The 17,774-nt window shown below is 66.8% G+C and carries 13 protein-coding genes; 8 read left to right on the top strand and 5 right to left on the bottom strand.

From position 1 onward, the window contains the following. Positions 1–93 precede the first annotated feature (93 nt). The 3 genes from rpoD to ACV7NL_RS09480 form a co-directional block, all read right to left on the bottom strand. Positions 94–2,088 carry an RNA polymerase sigma factor RpoD gene (gene rpoD, locus ACV7NL_RS09490; protein ID WP_247635345.1) on the bottom strand — a complete coding sequence of 665 codons (1,995 nt, stop codon included), beginning with the start codon at positions 2,086–2,088 and terminating at the stop codon, positions 94–96. Positions 2,089–2,286: 198 nt separating this feature from the next. Further along, a complete protein-coding gene (dnaG, locus tag ACV7NL_RS09485) occupies positions 2,287–4,209 on the bottom strand; it encodes a DNA primase (protein WP_056189943.1) in 1,923 nt (640 codons plus the stop codon). Between the two features lie 89 nt (positions 4,210–4,298). Beyond that, positions 4,299–4,760: a GatB/YqeY domain-containing protein gene (locus tag ACV7NL_RS09480; RefSeq protein WP_247635346.1), complete on the bottom strand. Its 462-nt coding sequence runs from the start codon at positions 4,758–4,760 to the stop codon at positions 4,299–4,301. Between the two features lie 208 nt (positions 4,761–4,968). Between ACV7NL_RS09480 and carA the strand changes: the two genes are divergently transcribed. From carA to ACV7NL_RS09440, 8 genes are all read left to right on the top strand, one after another. Continuing rightward, positions 4,969–6,210 carry a glutamine-hydrolyzing carbamoyl-phosphate synthase small subunit gene (gene carA, locus ACV7NL_RS09475; protein WP_463355512.1) on the top strand — a complete coding sequence of 414 codons (1,242 nt, stop codon included), beginning with the start codon at positions 4,969–4,971 and terminating at the stop codon, positions 6,208–6,210. Positions 6,211–6,426: 216 nt separating this feature from the next. Next, on the top strand, positions 6,427–6,804 hold the full coding sequence (locus ACV7NL_RS09470) for a hypothetical protein (protein WP_056189936.1): 378 nt from the start codon (positions 6,427–6,429) through the stop codon (positions 6,802–6,804). 163 nt (positions 6,805–6,967) lie between these two features. After that, the gene (gene carB / locus ACV7NL_RS09465; protein WP_056189934.1) at positions 6,968–10,453 is read left to right on the top strand and encodes a carbamoyl-phosphate synthase large subunit; all 3,486 of its coding nucleotides are present in this window, start codon (positions 6,968–6,970) and stop codon (positions 10,451–10,453) included. 126 nt (positions 10,454–10,579) lie between these two features. Further along, positions 10,580–11,056 (top strand): transcription elongation factor GreA, encoded by a 477-nt coding sequence (gene greA / locus ACV7NL_RS09460; RefSeq protein WP_200935803.1) that lies wholly within the window; start codon positions 10,580–10,582, stop codon positions 11,054–11,056. 7 nt (positions 11,057–11,063) lie between these two features. Further along, entirely contained in the window at positions 11,064–11,588 is a 525-nt protein-coding gene (locus ACV7NL_RS09455) for a hypothetical protein (RefSeq protein WP_463355511.1), read from the top strand. 49 nt (positions 11,589–11,637) lie between these two features. Continuing rightward, positions 11,638–12,663 (top strand): mitochondrial fission ELM1 family protein, encoded by a 1,026-nt coding sequence (locus ACV7NL_RS09450; RefSeq protein ID WP_463355510.1) that lies wholly within the window; start codon positions 11,638–11,640, stop codon positions 12,661–12,663. Positions 12,664–12,677: 14 nt separating this feature from the next. Continuing rightward, positions 12,678–13,652 (top strand): thioredoxin-disulfide reductase, encoded by a 975-nt coding sequence (trxB, locus tag ACV7NL_RS09445; RefSeq protein ID WP_463355509.1) that lies wholly within the window; start codon positions 12,678–12,680, stop codon positions 13,650–13,652. 254 nt (positions 13,653–13,906) lie between these two features. Beyond that, positions 13,907–14,797 (top strand): LysR family transcriptional regulator, encoded by an 891-nt coding sequence (locus ACV7NL_RS09440; RefSeq protein ID WP_056190100.1) that lies wholly within the window; start codon positions 13,907–13,909, stop codon positions 14,795–14,797. 58 nt (positions 14,798–14,855) lie between these two features. Here ACV7NL_RS09440 and msrP read toward each other — a convergent pair whose 3' ends face one another. Both msrP and ACV7NL_RS09430 read right to left on the bottom strand, forming a co-directional pair. Beyond that, positions 14,856–15,812, bottom strand: coding sequence for a protein-methionine-sulfoxide reductase catalytic subunit MsrP (gene msrP, locus ACV7NL_RS09435; RefSeq protein WP_463355508.1), 957 nt, complete (start codon positions 15,810–15,812; stop codon positions 14,856–14,858). 193 nt (positions 15,813–16,005) lie between these two features. Next, a complete protein-coding gene (locus ACV7NL_RS09430) occupies positions 16,006–17,700 on the bottom strand; it encodes an AMP-binding protein (RefSeq protein ID WP_463355507.1) in 1,695 nt (564 codons plus the stop codon). Between the last annotated feature and the right edge of the window lie 74 nt (positions 17,701–17,774).

Genomic DNA, 17,774 nt, shown 5'->3' with positions numbered 1-17,774 from the left:
CAAAGGTCCGCCAATGAAAAAGGCCGGCGCCCCGAAGCGCCGGCCCTCCCAAGATTGATCGTCAGCACACGGTCTTGCGGGTGGTTTGAGGCGCTAGTTGTCGAGAAAGCTGCGGAGCTTGCGCGAGCGGCTCGGGTGCTTGAGCTTGCGCAGAGCCTTCGCCTCGATCTGACGAATGCGCTCGCGGGTCACCGAGAACTGCTGGCCGACCTCTTCGAGGGTGTGATCGGTGTTCATGCCGATGCCGAAGCGCATGCGCAGCACGCGTTCTTCGCGCGGGGTCAGCGAGGCGAGGACACGTGTCGTCGTCTCACGAAGATTGCTCTGAATCGCCGCGTCGATGGGCAGGACGACGTTCTTGTCCTCGATGAAGTCGCCGAGGTGGCTGTCCTCCTCGTCGCCGATGGGCGTTTCGAGGGAGATCGGCTCCTTGGCGATCTTGAGGACCTTGCGGACCTTTTCCAACGGCATGGCCAGCTTCTCGGCCAGTTCCTCCGGCGTCGGCTCGCGGCCGATCTCGTGCAGCATCTGGCGCGAGGTGCGGACGATCTTGTTGATCGTCTCGATCATGTGCACCGGGATGCGGATGGTGCGGGCCTGATCGGCGATCGAGCGGGTGATCGCCTGACGAATCCACCAGGTGGCGTAGGTGGAGAACTTGTAGCCGCGGCGATACTCGAACTTATCGACCGCCTTCATCAGGCCGATATTGCCCTCCTGGATCAGGTCCAGGAACTGCAGGCCGCGGTTGGTGTACTTCTTGGCGATCGAGATCACGAGGCGCAGGTTCGCCTCGATCATCTCCTTCTTGGCCTGCCGGGCTTCGCGCTCGCCCTTCTGGACCATGTTGACGATCTTGCGGTACTCGCCGATCTCCAGGCCCGTCTCGGAGGCGAGGGTCAGAATCTGCTCGCGCAGGCGGGCGACCTCGCCCGAGCCCTTCTCGACGAGATTCTTCCAGCCGCGGCCGCCGAGGCTGCCGACGCGCTCCATCCAGTTCGGATCAAGCTCCCAGCCCTGGTAGTGGCGCAGGAACTCGTCGCGGGCGACGCCGTGGCTCTCGGCGTAACGCATCAGCCGGCCCTCATGCGAGATGAGGCGCTTGTTGATGTCGTAGAGCTGCTCGACGAGGGCCTCGATGCGGTTAGCATTGAGGGAGAGCGACTTCACGTCGGTGACGACGGCGTCCTTCAGCTCGTCCTGCTTGCGCTCCTGCGAATCGGTGCGGGTGCCACCCGAGGCCTTGAGCTCGGCATGCTCATTCTGCAGCTTGCGCAGCTTACGGTAGTTATTGGCGATGTTGTCGAACGTCTCGAGGACGCGCGGCTTGATCTCGGTCTCCATGGCGGCGAGGGAGACGTTGTTCTCCATGTCGTCGTCATCGTCGCCCTCGGGCGGCGTCGGAGCGTCGGATTCGCCCTCTTCGGTCTCCTCGGCGCCGTCGGCGATCGCCATCGCGTTCTTCGCGTCGGGTCCCGCATAGGTGGCTTCGAGATCGATGATCTCGCGCAGGAGCACCCGGCCGTCGACGAGTTCGTCGCGCCAGATGATGATGGCCTGGAAGGTCAGCGGGCTCTCGCAGAGCCCGGCAATCATCGCCTCGCGACCGGCCTCGATGCGCTTGGCGATGGCGATCTCGCCCTCGCGGGACAGGAGTTCGACCGAACCCATCTCGCGCAGGTACATCCGCACGGGATCATCCGTGCGGTCGGTCGGCTCCTTGGTGGTCTCGGCGCGCAGGGCGACGGGCTTCGTCGGCGCGATCTCGGCGACCTCGGTTCCCTCGGCGCCGTCCTCGTCCTCGGATTCGCCGCTGGCCTTGGTCTCCGTCGTCTCCTCGGTCTCTTCCGCCTCGACGACGTTGATGCCCATCTCGGACAGCTGGGACAGCACGTCCTCGATCTGGTCGGGATCGGACTGGCCGTCGGGCAGAACCTCGTTGATCTCCTCGTAGGTGATGTAGCCGCGCTTCTTGGCGAGCTTCACCATCCGCTTGACGGAGGCATCCGTCAGATCGAGAAGCGGCCCGTCGGTCTGTTGCTCCGGAGCAGCATCCGTTTCGTCCCGTTCCGTTGCCTTCGTCGCCATGGTCCGCCTATGGTTGTCGTGTCAGTGTCGCGCGGGAGCGTGTCGCCCACTCCGCGTCATCGACGCTGCAATGCATGTGATGTGCGGACCGTCGAAGTGACAGCCGCGTCGATGTCAGATCCCGGTATGCAAGCGAGACGCTTGACCGATTGTTAACCATAGCCGCCAAGAGCGGCCGAATTCGTTCGCGACGGATGATCAGGATGCGGACGCCTCATCCGCGTCCGGCACCACTTCATCCGCCTCCGCACCCGCGATGACTGCCATACGGGCCTTCACGTCGCACAGCCAAGCGAAGTTCGCCTCCGTCTCGTCCTCGACCAGCGCCCGTTCCGCGAGGCGGAGTTCGCTATTTAGCGCGCCAGCCTTGCGGTGCAAGATCACGGCCTGACGCAATGCGTCTTCGAGACGCACAGGATCGGCATGCGCGTCAAGGGTCCATCGGTCTCCGGGGCGAACATGGCTGGCCAGACGGGCGGCGGCTTCGATCAGTCCGGCCCGCTTCAAGCGGCTCTCCAGCACCTCGACGCCGGGCTGATCCGCATCCGCATGGCTGTCGAGCAAGAGAGATCGCAGCGCCTGCGCGTCCGGGTCGCCGAGTTCGAGTTCTGCCAGATCCTCCGCCTCGATCCCGAGCAGTTCCGGGTGGACCAGAAGGCTGGACACGATCATCGCCTCGCGATCCCGGTACGCGACCGGCCCTGAAGCGCTGGTCTCCCCGGCAAAGAGCGGGTTGAACTTCGTGGTGATTCGCGGCGAGGGCGGCGGGTCGCCGGGTCGCGGCGTCCGCTGGAAAGCGGGGCGCGCGGACGCGGTGCGCGGCTCCCAGGGCCCGCGCCGTCCCTGGCTCGCCTGGGGCGACAAGGCCCGAAGCCGGCCCTCGATCTCGTCGCGATAGAACCCGCGCACGGTCTCGTCGCGAATCGAGGCAACCATCTCGCGCACCGATTTGGCGAGGCCGGCTCGGCGCTCCGGGGTGTCGAGGGGCGCCCCGTCCGTGGCGCGCGACCACAGCATCTCGACCAGGGGGCGCGCGCCCTCGAGGACCCGATCGATCGCCCCCTTGCCCTCGGAGCGCAGGAGATCGTCCGGGTCCTGGCCCTCGGGCAGCATGGCGAAGCGCAGGGACTTGCCCGGCGTGAGCCCCGGCAGGGCCACGTCGAGGGCCTTGAAAGCGGCGCGCTGACCGGCCCCGTCACCGTCGAAGCACAGAATCGGCTCATCGGCATTGCGCCACAGCAGACCGATCTGCTCCTCGGTCAGAGCCGTGCCAAGGCCCGCCACGGCATTGGGATGACCCGCCATGGTCATCGCGATGACGTCGACGTAGCCCTCGACGGCGATGATCACGCCCCGGTCATGCGCCGGCTTGCGGGCATTGTGCAGGTTGTAGAGCAGCTGCCCCTTGTGGAAGAGCGGCGTCTCCGGCGAATTCATGTACTTCGCCTTGGCATCCTTCTGCAGCGCCCGGCCGCCGAAGGCGATGACGCGCCCACGTGAATCCGTGATCGGAAACATCACCCGGTCGCGGAACTTGTCGTACGGAACCTTGATGTCGTCGCCCGAGCTCAGCAAACCGACCTCGGCCATCAGATCCTTGTCCACGCCCTTCGCGGCGAGGAAGTCGCGCAGGGCATAACGGTCGCCGGGCGCGTAGCCGAGGCGGAAGCGCGACCGGATTTCCGGCCCGAGCTGGCGCCGATCGAGATAGGCGCGCGCCTCGATGCCGGCGCGGCCCGCCAGCTGCTCCTCGAAGAAGGCGGCCGCCATCTCCATGACGTCGAGCGCTCCGGCGCGCTTGGTCTCCTGCTCTCGGGCATCGGCGCTGGGCGCCGGCAGGGACACGCCCGCCTCCGCCGCCAGACGCTCGACCGCCTCGGGAAAGCTCAGGCCCTCCGTCTCCATCAGGAAGGTGAAGACGTCGCCGTGCTTGCCCGAAGAGAAGCAGTGATAGAACTGCTTCTGGTCGTTGACGTAGAAGGATGGCGACTTCTCGGCATTGAACGGCGACAGGCCGCGCCACTCGCGACCGGCTTTCTTCAGCCGGACGCGCCGCCCCACGATGTCGGATGCGGGCAGGCGCGCACGGATCTCTTCGAGGATGTGGGGCGGGTAACGCACGGCAGGAACCGAACCTCTGCGACTGTGCATCTTAGCAGCCCCGGCTTAAGGAGTCCCCAACGCCCGGAAACGGCGTTGAGCGACCGGCCTTACGCCTTGGCGTTCAGCGCATCCTTCACGAGTCCGCTGGCCTTGCCGAAATCCATGCGGCCCGCATAGGCGCCCTTCAGGGCGGCAATGACCTTGCCCATGTCCTTCGGACCGGCAGCGCCGGTCTCGATCACCGCCTTGTCGATGGCCGCGCGGGTCTCGGCCTCGTCCATCTGCTGCGGAAGGAAGCCCTGGATGATCGCGACCTCGTTGCGCTCGTTCTCGGCGAGTTCGGGCCGACCGCCCTGATCGTAGACCGCGGCCGATTCGTTGCGCTGCTTGATCATCTTCTGCAGGAGCGCGAGGATCTCCTCCTCGGAAGCCGGCTCCTTGCCGAGGCCGCGCGCCTCGATGTCCTTATCCTTGAGGGCGGCCTGCATCATCCGGACGGTGGCGAGCTTCGCCTTGTCGCCGGCCTTCATGGCTTCCTTCATCTCGGTGGTGAGACGGGCGCGCAGCATCGTGTGACTCCTGAAAAATGAACCCGGGGTAGCGAATCGACGGCGTGGTCTGCGAATTGCTGCGCGAACCGGGGTTCTTGAGACGCGCCGACGCGAGGGCCACATTGACCCTAACGCGGCACGCTCGCTATGAGCGCCGCACGACAAGCCGCCCGCATGTGCCGCTCTACGGCGCCGGGATCGGCCGGACATAAGCGAGATCACGCCGATGCTGCAAGATGAAGGCGTCCACACGCCTGCCGTGCCCGCGCCCCCCGCTCCCTGGGCCGAACCCCTCGCCACCGCCCTCCTGGTCCTGGCCGACGGCACCGTGCTGGAGGGATTTGGCATCGGCCAGACCGGAATCGCCGATGGTGAAGTCTGCTTCAACACCGCGATGACGGGCTATCAGGAGATTCTGACCGACCCGTCCTACGCGGGCCAGATCGTCACCTTCACCTTCCCGCATATCGGCAACACCGGCACCAACGACGAGGATCTCGAGAGCCTCGACGCGGCACCGGCCTCCGGGGTGCGGGGCACCGTGATCGCGTCGGCCGTGACCAACCCGTCGAACTGGCGCTCGTCGAGCCATCTCGACGCCTGGCTGAAGGCCCGCGGCATCGTCGGCATCACCGGTGTCGACACTAGGGCGCTCACCGCCCTGATCCGCGACCACGGCATGCCGAACGCGATCATCGCCAACGATCCGGAGGGTCGCTTCGACCGCGAGGCCCTGAAGGCGCGGGCAGCCGCCCTCGCCCCGATGGAAGGCCTCGACCTCGTGCCGCCGGTGACCAGTCGCGAGCGTTCGGAATGGTCCCAGACCATCTGGGACGTGAAGGCCGGTTACGGTGATCGCAAGCCGGGCACAGGCCTCAAGGTCGTCGCCATCGATTACGGCGTGAAGCGAAACATCCTCCGGCTTCTGGCCGAAGCCGGCTGCGACGTGACCGTGGTGCCGGCCACCACCACCGCCGCCGAGATCATGGCGATGAAGCCCGACGGCGTGTTCCTGTCGAATGGCCCCGGTGATCCGGCCGCCACCGGCGAATACGCGGTTCCGGTGATCCGAGCGCTGCTTGAGGAAAAAGTGCCGACCTTCGGCATCTGCCTCGGGCACCAGCTCATGGGCCTGGCGTTGGGCGGGCGCACCGTGAAGATGGCGCAGGGCCACCACGGCGCGAACCATCCGGTAAAGGACAAGACCACCGGAAAGGTCGAGATCGTGTCGATGAACCACGGCTTCGCGGTGGATCCGGCGAGCCTGCCCGAGACGGCGCTGGAGACCCACGTCTCGCTCTTCGACGGCTCGAATTGCGGTCTTACGCTCACCGACCGACCGGCCTTCTCGGTGCAGCACCACCCGGAGGCCTCGCCGGGCCCGCGCGACAGCCACTACCTGTTCGAGCGCTTCGTCGCCCTGATGAAGGCCGGAAAGCCCGAGACGCTGGTCACCACAGCGGACTGACGGCGGCCGGGCGAACTCCGCCCGGCCCTTGCCACGTCTGCATGTTCGACTTGCATCTCAGTCCGAAAACACTCTGCGCGGGAATCACAGAATGGTTCCCGCGGCGTCATAAAAAACCCGGCATTTCCGGGCATCCCCACGCCGTTAACGACGCGCTAACGACGTCCGTCGAGGATCGTGGCGTGATCGCATCCGGTTCTGGACGGGGATTTCCACATGACGTTCGACGACGCGCGCGACGACTTCTCGCGCCTGCATCGCCTCTTCACGTTCCATCTCGGGGTGGCCGTCGGCCTCGCGTGGATGACCGCCCTCTACTCCGCCTGCTACGCCCCCTGGGTCCGCAACATCCGGGCGCTGATCGATCCGTCGACCGGCCTCGACCGGGTCGAGAGCACCTGGTCGTTCCTGTTCGCCCTGCCGGTGGTGATGACGCTCGCCTGGATCGGCTTGTATTTCGGCCGCGAGATGCTGCGCCGCAGCCAGACCCTCTCGAATGCCGCTCTTGAATTCGCCGCCGCCGCAATCGTGGCCTTCGGGGTGTTTTATCTCTCCATCGACCGCGCGGTGTCGGTTCTCTACCTCGGCTTCTGAGCCGCAACGGCGCTTCACCTTCAACGCGCGCCCTTCCAATGGCGACGGGCTGCGTGTAAGTGCCAGGATCAACGACAATCCACGCCGCTAGCGCCCCCAGGCCCGTGCCGCCGATCCGGCACCGTGCATGGCTGGGCGCGCGTGCCTGCAGCCAAGGCGCCCGATGCCGAAACGCACCGACATTTCCTCGATCCTGATCATCGGTGCGGGGCCGATCGTCATCGGTCAGGCTTGCGAGTTCGATTATTCCGGGACCCAGGCCTGCAAGGCCCTCCGCGAGGAGGGCTACCGGATCGTGCTGGTGAATTCGAACCCGGCCACGATCATGACCGACCCGGACATGGCGGACGCGACCTATGTCGAGCCGATCACGCCCGAGATCGTCGCCAAGATCATCGAGAAGGAGCGCTACGCCATCCCGGGCGGCTTTGCGCTGCTGCCCACCATGGGCGGCCAGACGGCGCTGAACTGCGCCCTCTCTCTCAAGAAGATGGGCGTGCTCGAAAAATTCGACGTCCAGATGATCGGCGCCACCACCGAGGCGATCGACAAGGCCGAGGACCGTCACCTCTTCCGCGACGCGATGACCAAGATCGGCCTGGAGACGCCGAAATCCGCCCTGGCCAACGCCTCCGCGGCGAAGAAGGCCGACCGCGCGAAGTACCTCGCCGAGATCGCCCGCATCGAGGCCGCGAACGAGGGCGAAGCCCGCACCACCGCCCTTGCCGCCTTCGAGAAGACCTGGCACCGGGGCGAGTCGGAGCGGCGCAAGCGCTACGGTGAGCACGCGATCGGGCAGGCGCTGATCGCGCTGGCCGAGGTCGGCCTGCCGGCCATCATCCGCCCGTCCTTCACCATGGGCGGCACCGGCGGCGGCATCGCCTACAACCGGGAAGAGTTCCTGGACATCGTCGAGCGCGGCATCGACGCGTCGCCGACCAACGAAGTCCTGATCGAGGAGAGCGTTCTCGGCTGGAAAGAATACGAGATGGAGGTCGTTCGCGACAGAAACGACAACTGCATCATCGTCTGCTCCATCGAGAACATCGACCCGATGGGCGTCCATACCGGCGATTCCATCACCGTCGCGCCGGCCCTGACGCTGACCGACAAGGAATATCAGGTGATGCGCGACGCATCCCTGGCCGTGCTGCGCGAGATCGGCGTGGAGACCGGCGGCTCGAACGTGCAGTTCGCGATCGACCCGGCCACCGGCCGGATGATCGTCATCGAGATGAACCCGCGCGTCTCGCGCTCCTCCGCCCTGGCCTCGAAGGCCACCGGCTTCCCGATCGCCAAGGTCGCGGCCAAGCTCGCCGTCGGCTACACCCTCGACGAGATCGCCAACGACATCACGGGCGGCGCGACGCCGGCCTCGTTCGAGCCGTCGATCGACTACGTCGTCACCAAGATCCCGCGCTTCGCCTTCGAGAAGTTCCCCGGCGCCGAGCCGACGCTGACCACTGCGATGAAGTCGGTGGGCGAGGCCATGGCGATCGGCCGCTGCTTTGCCGAATCGCTCCAGAAGGCTCTGCGCTCCCTCGAGACCGGCCTCACCGGCCTCGACGAGATCGAGATCGAGGGACTGGGCAAGGGCGACGACCACAACGCCATCAAGGCCGCCCTCGGCACCCCGACGCCGGATCGCCTCCTCAAGGTCGGTCAAGCGTTGCGCCTCGGCGTGAGCCACGAGGAGGTCCATGCCTCCTGCAAGATCGATCCGTGGTTCCTGGAGCAGCTCCAGGCGATCATCGACCTGGAGAACCGGGTCAAGGCGCACGGCATCCCGAACACCCCCGGGGCGCTGCGTCAGCTCAAGGCGGCCGGCTTCTCCGACGCTCGCCTCGCCGTGCTCGCCAAGACCGACGAGGACAGCGTGCGAGCGGCGCGCCGGGCGCTGGGCGTACGCCCGGTGTTCAAGCGCATCGACACCTGTGCGGCCGAGTTCCAGGCGCCCACCGCCTACATGTACTCGACCTATGTGGCGCCCTTCGCCGGCACGGTGGTGGACGAGGCACGTCCCACCGATGCCAAGAAGGTCATCATCCTCGGTGGCGGTCCGAACCGGATCGGCCAGGGCATCGAGTTCGATTATTGCTGCTGTCACGCCTGCTTCGCGCTGTCGGAAGCCGGGTACGAGACCATCATGGTCAACTGCAACCCGGAGACGGTCTCGACCGATTACGACACCTCGGACCGCCTCTATTTCGAGCCGCTGACCCAGGAAGACGTCCTGGAGATCATCGAGACCGAACGCCAGGCCGGAACCCTGCACGGGGTCATCGTCCAGTTTGGCGGCCAGACCCCGCTGAAGCTGGCCCGCGCTCTGGAGGCCGCCGGTGTCCCGATCCTCGGCACCTCGCCTGACGCCATCGATCTGGCCGAGGACCGCGACCAGTTCAAGCGCCTCCTCGACAAGCTCGGCATGAAGCAGCCCAAGAACGGCATCGCCTACTCGGTGGAGCAGAGCCGGCTGATCGCCTCCGATCTCGGCCTGCCCTTCGTGGTGCGGCCGAGCTACGTTCTGGGCGGCCGCGCCATGGCGATCATTCGCGACGAGGCGCAGTTCGCGGACTACCTCCTCGATACCCTGCCGAGCCTGATCCCCTCCGACGTGAAGGCGCGCTACCCCAACGACAAGACGGGGCAGATCAACACGGTGCTGGGCAAGAACCCGCTCCTGTTCGATCGCTACCTGTCCGACGCCACCGAGATCGACGTCGACGCGATCTGCGACGGCAAGGACGTCTTCATCGCCGGTATCATGGAGCACATCGAGGAGGCGGGCATCCACTCGGGCGATTCCGCCTGCTCGCTGCCCTCGCGCTCGCTTTCGCCGGAGATCATCGCGGAACTGGAGCGCCAGACCCGCGCGATGGCGCTGGCTCTGCAGGTCGGCGGCCTGATGAACGTGCAATACGCGATCAAGGACGGCGTGATCTACGTGCTGGAGGTCAATCCGCGCGCTTCCCGCACCGTGCCGTTCGTCGCCAAGGTGATCGGCGATCCGATCGCCAAGATCGCCGCCCGGGTCATGGCCGGCGAATCGCTCGCGAGCTTCGATCTGAAGCCGAAGGTGCTCGACCACATCGCCGTCAAGGAAGCGGTGTTCCCCTTCGCGCGCTTCCCCGGTGTCGACGTGCTGCTCGGACCGGAGATGCGCTCGACCGGCGAGGTCATCGGGCTCGATTCGAGCTTCGGCGTCGCCTTCGCCAAGAGCCAGCTCGGCTCGGGCACCCTGGTGCCGAAGGGCGGCGCGGTGTTCGTGTCGGTGCGCGATGCCGACAAGGAGCGCATCCTGCCAGCCATCCGGCTCCTGTCGGAGCTCGGCTTCACCATCGTCGCCACCAGCGGCACCCAGCGCTACCTCGCCGACCAGGGCGTTCCGACAGAGCGGGTGAACAAGGTCCTGGAAGGCCGGCCGCACGTGGTCGACTCGATCAAGAACGGCGACATCCAACTGGTGTTCAACACCACGGAGGGCGCCGGCGCCCTCTCGGACTCGCGCTCGCTCCGGCGCGCTGCCCTCTTGCATAAAGTGCCGTACTACACCACTCTTGCGGGGGCGATGGCGGCGGCCGAAGGGATCAAGGCCTATCTCGGAGGCGATCTCAAGGTCCGCGCCTTGCAGGAATACTTCGCGGCCTGAATTGACGCGCGGCTTCCGTCTTGATCGGGAGCCGTGTCGTTTGCGGTTCAGGACTTTCTTACTCTGGCCCGGAGGGAGCACAGTGCTCCTGGCCGGGCCTATTCATTGTGGCGCGAGACGATGACGATAGACAAGGTTCCGATGACGGTGCGCGGTTACGCAGCGCTGGAGGAGGAGTTGAAGCACCGCCAGCAAGTGGAGCGCCAGCGCATCATCCAGGCGATTGCTGAGGCGCGCGCGCTCGGCGACCTTTCGGAGAATGCCGAATACCATGCCGCAAAGGAGGCCCAGTCCCACAACGAGGGCCGTGTCCTCGAACTCGAGAGCATGATCTCGCGGGCCGAGGTGATCGACGTCACCAAGCTGTCGGGCACCAAGATCAAGTTCGGCGCGACCGTGAAGCTCCTCGACGAGGACACCGAGGAGGAGAAGACCTACCAGCTCGTCGGCGAGCCGGAGGCGGACGTGCGCTCGGGCCTCGTCTCGATCACCTCCCCGATCGCCCGCGCGCTGATCGGCAAGGGCGTCGGCGACACCGTCGAGGTGACGACCCCGGGCGGTGGCAAGTCATACGAGGTCGTCGCTGTCCAGTACGGCGTCTGAGTCGGGGATGCGGCGCGGCCCCTTTCGCGCGGTGGCCGCATCCCTCGTCCTCCTGCTGGGGGCCGCCCTTCTTCCGGGTCTCGCCCGGGCGGCGGGCCTCCCCAGCCTCGGCGGCGAGCGCCTGTCCGGCGTACGGGTCGACGTGCAGCCGCTGCTCGCGAAGGGCGGCGGAGTTCCGGCGGAGGATCTCCGCGATGACCTGCTCGCCGCTCTCCGGACGGAGTTCGCCCGCCAGCTCGGCGGCCGCGGGCCTGTTCTGGTGGTGCGGATCACGGGCCTGTCGCTCAACCCTTACGCGGGCGGCGACGGCGGGCGTGGGCGGCTCGGCGGCGGAACCCAGAGCGACTACCTCGAAGGCGAGGCCCTGCTTGTCGGGCAGCGGGGCGAGATTCTGGCCCGTCATCCTCAGCTCTCTGCCGTCCCGGCCAGTTCGGGGGGAGCCTGGTACGATCCCGCCTCCGAGCGGCGGCGGGTGACGGCCCTCGCCGCGCATTACGCCGGCTGGCTGCGGCGCGCCCTCCCCGAGGATTAGGTGGACGAGGGGCCCCCGGCGACGCCCAAGGATTGAACTGGATCACCTGATGTCGGCAGCGTCCGCGATGCCCTCCCCCAACGCGGCCCCCGCGCCGCTCCCCGACCTGTCGCAGGCCCGGACCTGGATCGTCACCGACGGCAAGGCGGGTGACGAGAACCAGTGCGTGGGACTGGCCGAAACCCTCGATCTCCCCTTCGAGGTCCGGCGGGTTTCGCCCCGTCCCCCCTTCGGCTGGATGGCGCCCTGGGGACCCGTCGATCCGCGCGACCAGCCCGGCGACAGGCGCGGGAGCCTCGCCGGACCCCTGCCCGATCTGCTGATCGCCTCCGGTCGCCGATCCGTGCCGTACCTGCGCGCCGTCCGCGAGGCGTCGCAGGGCCGGACCTTCACGGCGTTCCTGAAGGACCCGCGTACGGGCCACGACACCGCGAACTTCGTCTGGGTGCCGGATTACGACGATCTGCGCGGCCCCAACGTGTTCACCACCCTGACGCCGCCGCATCAGGTCACCCCGGAGCGCCTGGACGAGGCGCGTAGAAATCCGGACCCACGCCTCGTCGCCCTGCCCTGGCCCCGCATCGCAGTGCTGATCGGGGGCGACAGCCGCCATCTGAGCTACCGTCCGGCCGATATGCGCCGGCTCCTGCGCGATCTCACCAAGCTGACCGATGGCGGGTGCAGCCTGATGGTGACGGTGTCGCGGCGCACCCCGCAGAACCTGCGCGATGCGTTGCGAACCCTGGTCGCCACCAAGGGTGGTTTCTACTGGGATGGCGCCAGCTCGAACCCCTATGTTCCGATGCTGGCGATCGCCGACGCGATCGTGGTCACCTCGGATTCCGCCAACATGGTCGGCGAGTCGGTCAGCACCGGCGCGCCGGTCCTCCTGTTCGACCTGCCGAAGACCTATATCCGCCACAGGCGTCTCTTCGCGGGCCTGGCGATGGCAGGGGCCCTGAAGCCCTTCGTCGGCCGCCTGGAGACATTGCACTACACACCCCTGGATGCGACCCCCGTCATCGCGCAGGCGATGGCCAAGGCCTATGCGGACCACCGCGCGCGATGGGCCTGAAGGAGACGAGAGCGATGGCGCACACCCATTCCAAACTCATCATCATCGGCTCCGGCCCCGCCGGCTACAGCGCCGCGATCTATGCCGCCCGCGCCATGGTCGAGCCGCTGATGATCTCCGGCTTCCAGCCCGGCGGCCAGCTCATGATCACCACCGATGTCGAGAACTATCCGGGCTTCGCCGAGGCCATCCAGGGTCCCTGGCTGATGGAGCAGATGCGGCTCCAGGCCGAGCATGTCGGCACCCGGATCGTGTCCGAGTACATCACCAAGGTCGACCTCAAGGTCCGCCCCTTCCAGTTGGAGGCGGATTCGGGCGAAACCTATTCGGCCGATGCGCTGATCATCGCCACCGGCGCCCAGGCGAAGTGGCTCGGTCTGCCGTCGGAAGCCAAGTTCCAGGGCTTCGGCGTCTCCGCCTGCGCCACCTGTGACGGCTTCTTCTTTCGCGGCAAGGAGGTCGTGGTGGTCGGCGGCGGCAACACCGCCGTCGAGGAGGCGCTCTACCTCGCCAACCTCGCGTCCAAGGTCATCGTCGTGCACCGCCGGGGCGAGTTCCGGGCCGAGCGCATCCTGCAGGAGCGCCTGTTCAAGCACCCCAACGTCGAGGTGGTGTGGCACCACGCCATCGAGGAGATCTGCGGCAGCGAGAAGCCGCCCTCGGTGACCCATGTCCGCCTCAAGGATACCCGCACCGGGGAGATCACCGAGCGCACGACCGACGGCGTGTTCATCGCCATCGGCCACCAGCCGGCGACGGGGGTCTTCGAGGGCCAGCTCGCCATGCGCGACGGCGGCTACATCGATACCGCGCCGGGCACGACCCACACGGCGATCCCCGGTGTCTATGCCGCCGGCGACGTGACCGACGACGTCTATCGGCAGGCGATCACCGCCGCCGGCATGGGGTGCATGGCTGCGCTCGACGCCGAGAAGTACCTCGCGGCCCTCGATGTCGGCGAAACACCGCAGCAAGCGGCCGCAGAATAGGAAGATTTCGGCGGACGGAGGCTCCGGGCGTCTTGCGTGCGGCATCAAGACAATCGCAAGGTCGTCCCCCTAACCTAAGCGCTGACGGCATGCGCCGTCGGCGTCACCCGCATGACTGAGGTCGCCCCGTTCCGCGTGTCCGGCACGCATCGGGAGATGTCGGTCGGGCCTGTCATGGATATCCGGATCGCCAATCGGCGCGGATCGGGGAGGCATGATCAGCCGGCGTCGGGTTGCGTACGGGAGTGGACGCCTTGGACTGGGATAAGATCCGCATCTTCCTCAATGTGGCGGAAGCCGGCAGCTTCACGCGGGCGGGCGACGACATCGGCCTGAGCCAGTCGGCCGTGAGCCGCCAGATCAGCGCCCTGGAGCGCGAATTGAAGGCGCCGCTGTTCCATCGCCACGCCCGGGGCCTGATCCTCACCGAACAGGGCGATCTCCTGTTCCGGGCAGCGCGCGACATGAAGCTGCGCCTGGAAAACACCAAGGCGCGCCTCGTCGAGACCAGCGAGCGCCCGACCGGCGACCTCAAGGTCACCACCACGGTCGGCCTCGGCACCGCGTGGCTCGCCCAGAGGGTGGCGGAATTCCTCGACCTCTACCCGGATGTCCGGGTCGAACTCATCCTCACCAACGAGGAACTCGACCTCGCCATGCGCGAGGCCGACGTGGCGATCCGGATGCGGCGCCCGGCCCAGCCGGACCTGATCCAGCGACGCCTGTTCACGGTGCATTACCACGCCTTCGCGTCGCAGGATTACGTGAAGCGCTTTGGCGAGCCGAAGACGATCGCCGATCTCGACAATCACAGGCTCGTCTCGTTCGGCGGCAACGAGCCGTCCTACCTGCTCGCCACCCACTGGCTCGCCACGGTGGGCCGCGAGGGCCAGGAGCGCCGGACCATCCATTTCACGGTCAACAACATCACTGCCCTGCAGCACGCGATCGAAACCGGTGCCGGCATCGGCATCCTGCCGGACTACGCGGCGGAGGGGCAGGCCGGCCTGGTTCAGGTGATGCGCGAGACCGAGATGCCCCACATGGAGAGCTATCTCGTCTACGCCGAGGAGATGCGGACCGTCGCCCGCGTCCAGGCATTCCGCGACTTCCTCGTCGCGAAGGCCCAGCGCTGGACCTATTGAGGCCCGCAGGGACCGACGGATGCGGGCGGGACAGAAGGCTGCCCCGCCGCCGCGCCGGTCAGACGAACAGCCGTTCCTTCTCCAACCCCTTGTAGAGGCCGGCGACCTGCTCGCCGTAGCCGTTGTAGATCAGGGTCGGCACGCGTTGGTCGGTGCCCAGCACCCGCTCGGTCGCCTGGCTCCAGCGCGGATGCGACACGGCCGGGTTCACGTTGGCCCAGAAACCGTACTCGGCCGATTGCAGCCCTTCCCAGAAGGTCTTCGGCCGCTCGGCCACGAACGAGATCTTGGTGATCGATTTCACCGACTTGAAGCCGTACTTCCACGGCACCACGAGGCGGATCGGAGCGCCGAACTGGTTGGCGAGCGGCTTGCCGTAGACGCCGGTGGCGACGAAGGCGAGATCGTTGCCGGCCTCCTCCAGGGTCAGACCTTCCGTATAGGGCCACGGATACAGGAACGACTTCTGGCCCGGCGCCATGGACCGGTCGAGGAAGGTCTGCATCTGGATGTACTTGGCCCCGGCGCTGGGCTTGGCCAGGGCCAACAGCTTCGAGAGCGGGAACCCGGTCCAGGGCACCGACATCGACCACGCCTCGACGCAGCGGTGGCGATACAGGCGCTCCTCCAGGGGCATTTTCCGGATCAGGTCGTCGATGCCCAGCGTCATCGGCTTCTCGACGAGTCCATCGATGGCGACGGTCCAGGGCCGGGTCTTCAGCGCATTGGCCGCCGGCAGGACCGATTTCGAGGTGCCGTACTCATAGAAGTTGTTGTAGTCCGCGCTGTACTTCTCGGGCGTCAGGGCGCGGTCGAGGGTATAGGCCTCGTTGCGCTTGGCCGGATAGAGGTCGGCGGTGAGATCGGCCGCGGCCTCGGCCCGCGCGATGCCGACCAGCGATGCGGCGGCGAGGCCGGCGGCACCGCCGAGCAGGCTGCGGCGATCGAGAAAAACGCTCTCCGGCGTCGCCCGATGTTCGGGCATCTCCCATGCCCGCGTGCGCTTGATCAGCATGTCGATCCCTCCCGTGCGGCACATCCGGAGATGCGCCGGCGTGTTGCCCTGATCCGCGTGCCGTGACCCCTGCGTCACGACTGTCGAGACGAGACATCGTGCGGCGCCGACCGACCGGCAAGCTGTCCCGATGTCACTCCTTCGAAGTTACTTCTTCGATGGTGGACCGCGGGAGGTTACGCGGACGCGCGGGTTACGCCGTGGGCGGTTCGTCGCGGAGTGCACGCCGTAGCACCTTGCCGACGTTGGTCTTGGGCAGGGCGTCGTGGAAGACCACCTGCCGCGGCACCTTATAGCCGGTGAGCTGCGTGCGCGCGTAGGTCCTCAGCGCCTCCGTGGTGATGGCCGGGTCGCGGCGCACCACGTGGGCGACCACCATCTCGCCGGTGTCCTCGCTGAGTGCGCCGACCACGGCGCATTCGCGCACCGCCGGATGGCTCGCGAGCACATCCTCGATCTCGTTCGGATAGACGTTGAAACCTGAGACCAGGATCATGTCCTTCATCCGGTCGACGATCCGGACTTGTCCGTCCTCCTGGAGCACCGCCACGTCGCCGGTTCGGAAGTAGCCGTCCGGCGTCGTCGCGCGCGCGGTCTCGTCCGGGCGCTTCCAGTAGCCGGCCATGACCTGGGGTCCGCGGACGCAGAGTTCGCCCGGGTGGCCCATGCCGACGTCGCGGCCATCCAGACCCCGGACCGCCACATCCGTCGAAGGCAGCGGGTAGCCGATCGTCCCGCTCCATTCCGGAAGGTCGAGTGGGTTGACGCAGACCACCGGCGACGTCTCGGACAGGCCGTAGCCCTCGACGATCGCCTGTCCGGTGATCGCCTTCCACTTCTGGGCGACGGTGGCCTGAACCGCCATGCCGCCGGCGATGACGAAATCGAGCTTCGAAAAGTCGACCTCGGTAATTCTGGGGTGATTGATCAGGAGATTGAACAGGGTGTTCACGCCGGAGAAGTGGGTGAAGCGCGTACTCTTCAGGGTCTTGATAAAGCCGTCCGCGTCGCGCGGGTTGAGGATCAGCAGACAGCAGGCACCGATCTTCATGAAGAAGAAGAAGCAGCAGGTAAGCGCGAAGATGTGGTACAGCGGCAGCGCCGTGACCATCACCTTGCCCTCGCCGTACTCGGCCGAGACGCGGAACCAGGCTCGGCTCTGTTCGACGTTGGCCATGATGTTGCGGTGGGTCAGCATCGCCGCCTTGGCGATGCCGGTGGTGCCACCCGTGTACTGTAGGAAGGCCAGGTCGTTCGGCCCGATATCGGCGCGGATCTTGGGCTTGCCGGTCCCGGCATTGATCACCGCATCGAAGCGGAGCGCGAGACCAGCGGGGAAGCGGTAGGCCGGCACCGCCTTCTTGATGTGCCGCGACGCCAGGGTGATCAGCCGACCCTTGAGACCGAGGCCGTCGCCGGGGCCGGCAACGACCACCCGGTCGAGGCTGAGATCCGGCAGGGCCTGCACCACCGTGTGGGCGAAGTTTTCCAGGACGAAGAGGATACGGGCGCCCGAATCGTTCAGCTGCGCCGTCAATTCGCGGGGCGTGTAGAGCGGATTGACGTTGACGACGGTGCAGCCAGCGAGCAGCGCGCCGAAGATCGTCGCCGGATAGGCCACGACGTTGGGCATCATGATCGCGACGCGGTCGCCCTTGACGAGGCCCTGATCGGCGAGCCAGGCCGCCACGGCTTCGGCTGTGTCTCCGAGCGCCGCGTAGGAGATGCGGGTTCCGAAGCTCTCGAGCGCCGGACGCGATGCGGATTGCGTCATGCACTCTTCGAACAGGTCGACCAGCGTTCCGAGACGAGGGATATCGAGTTCCGCTGGAATACCCGGCGGATACGCCGACAGCCACGGCCGCCCGGCGCTTCGGGATTCGAACATGTGTTTCCTCCCTGCGATGCGACTCGGCAGCTTCCTGCGTCCTTAGTTCACATCTAAACTATCCTCCGCCATCC

The organism is Methylobacterium sp. Ger2507 (assembly GCF_055231875.1).
The sequence above is the reverse complement of the archived record's forward strand: the minus strand, read 5'-3'. Positions and strand labels throughout refer to the sequence as shown.

What these genes read in the sequence shown, in the direction of transcription:
- msrP (WP_463355508.1), bottom strand. Translation starts at nt 15,812, where the DNA reads ATGCTGATCAAGCGCACGCGGGCATGGGAGATGCCCGAACATCGGGCG.
- trxB (WP_463355509.1), top strand. Translation starts at nt 12,678, where the DNA reads ATGGCGCACACCCATTCCAAACTCATCATCATCGGCTCCGGCCCCGCC.
- carA (WP_463355512.1), top strand. Translation starts at nt 4,969, where the DNA reads ATGCTGCAAGATGAAGGCGTCCACACGCCTGCCGTGCCCGCGCCCCCC.
- carB (WP_056189934.1), top strand. Translation starts at nt 6,968, where the DNA reads ATGCCGAAACGCACCGACATTTCCTCGATCCTGATCATCGGTGCGGGG.
- ACV7NL_RS09450 (WP_463355510.1), top strand. Translation starts at nt 11,638, where the DNA reads ATGTCGGCAGCGTCCGCGATGCCCTCCCCCAACGCGGCCCCCGCGCCG.
- rpoD (WP_247635345.1), bottom strand. Translation starts at nt 2,088, where the DNA reads ATGGCGACGAAGGCAACGGAACGGGACGAAACGGATGCTGCTCCGGAG.
- ACV7NL_RS09470 (WP_056189936.1), top strand. Translation starts at nt 6,427, where the DNA reads ATGACGTTCGACGACGCGCGCGACGACTTCTCGCGCCTGCATCGCCTC.
- ACV7NL_RS09455 (WP_463355511.1), top strand. Translation starts at nt 11,064, where the DNA reads ATGCGGCGCGGCCCCTTTCGCGCGGTGGCCGCATCCCTCGTCCTCCTG.
- ACV7NL_RS09480 (WP_247635346.1), bottom strand. Translation starts at nt 4,760, where the DNA reads ATGCTGCGCGCCCGTCTCACCACCGAGATGAAGGAAGCCATGAAGGCC.
- ACV7NL_RS09430 (WP_463355507.1), bottom strand. Translation starts at nt 17,700, where the DNA reads ATGTTCGAATCCCGAAGCGCCGGGCGGCCGTGGCTGTCGGCGTATCCG.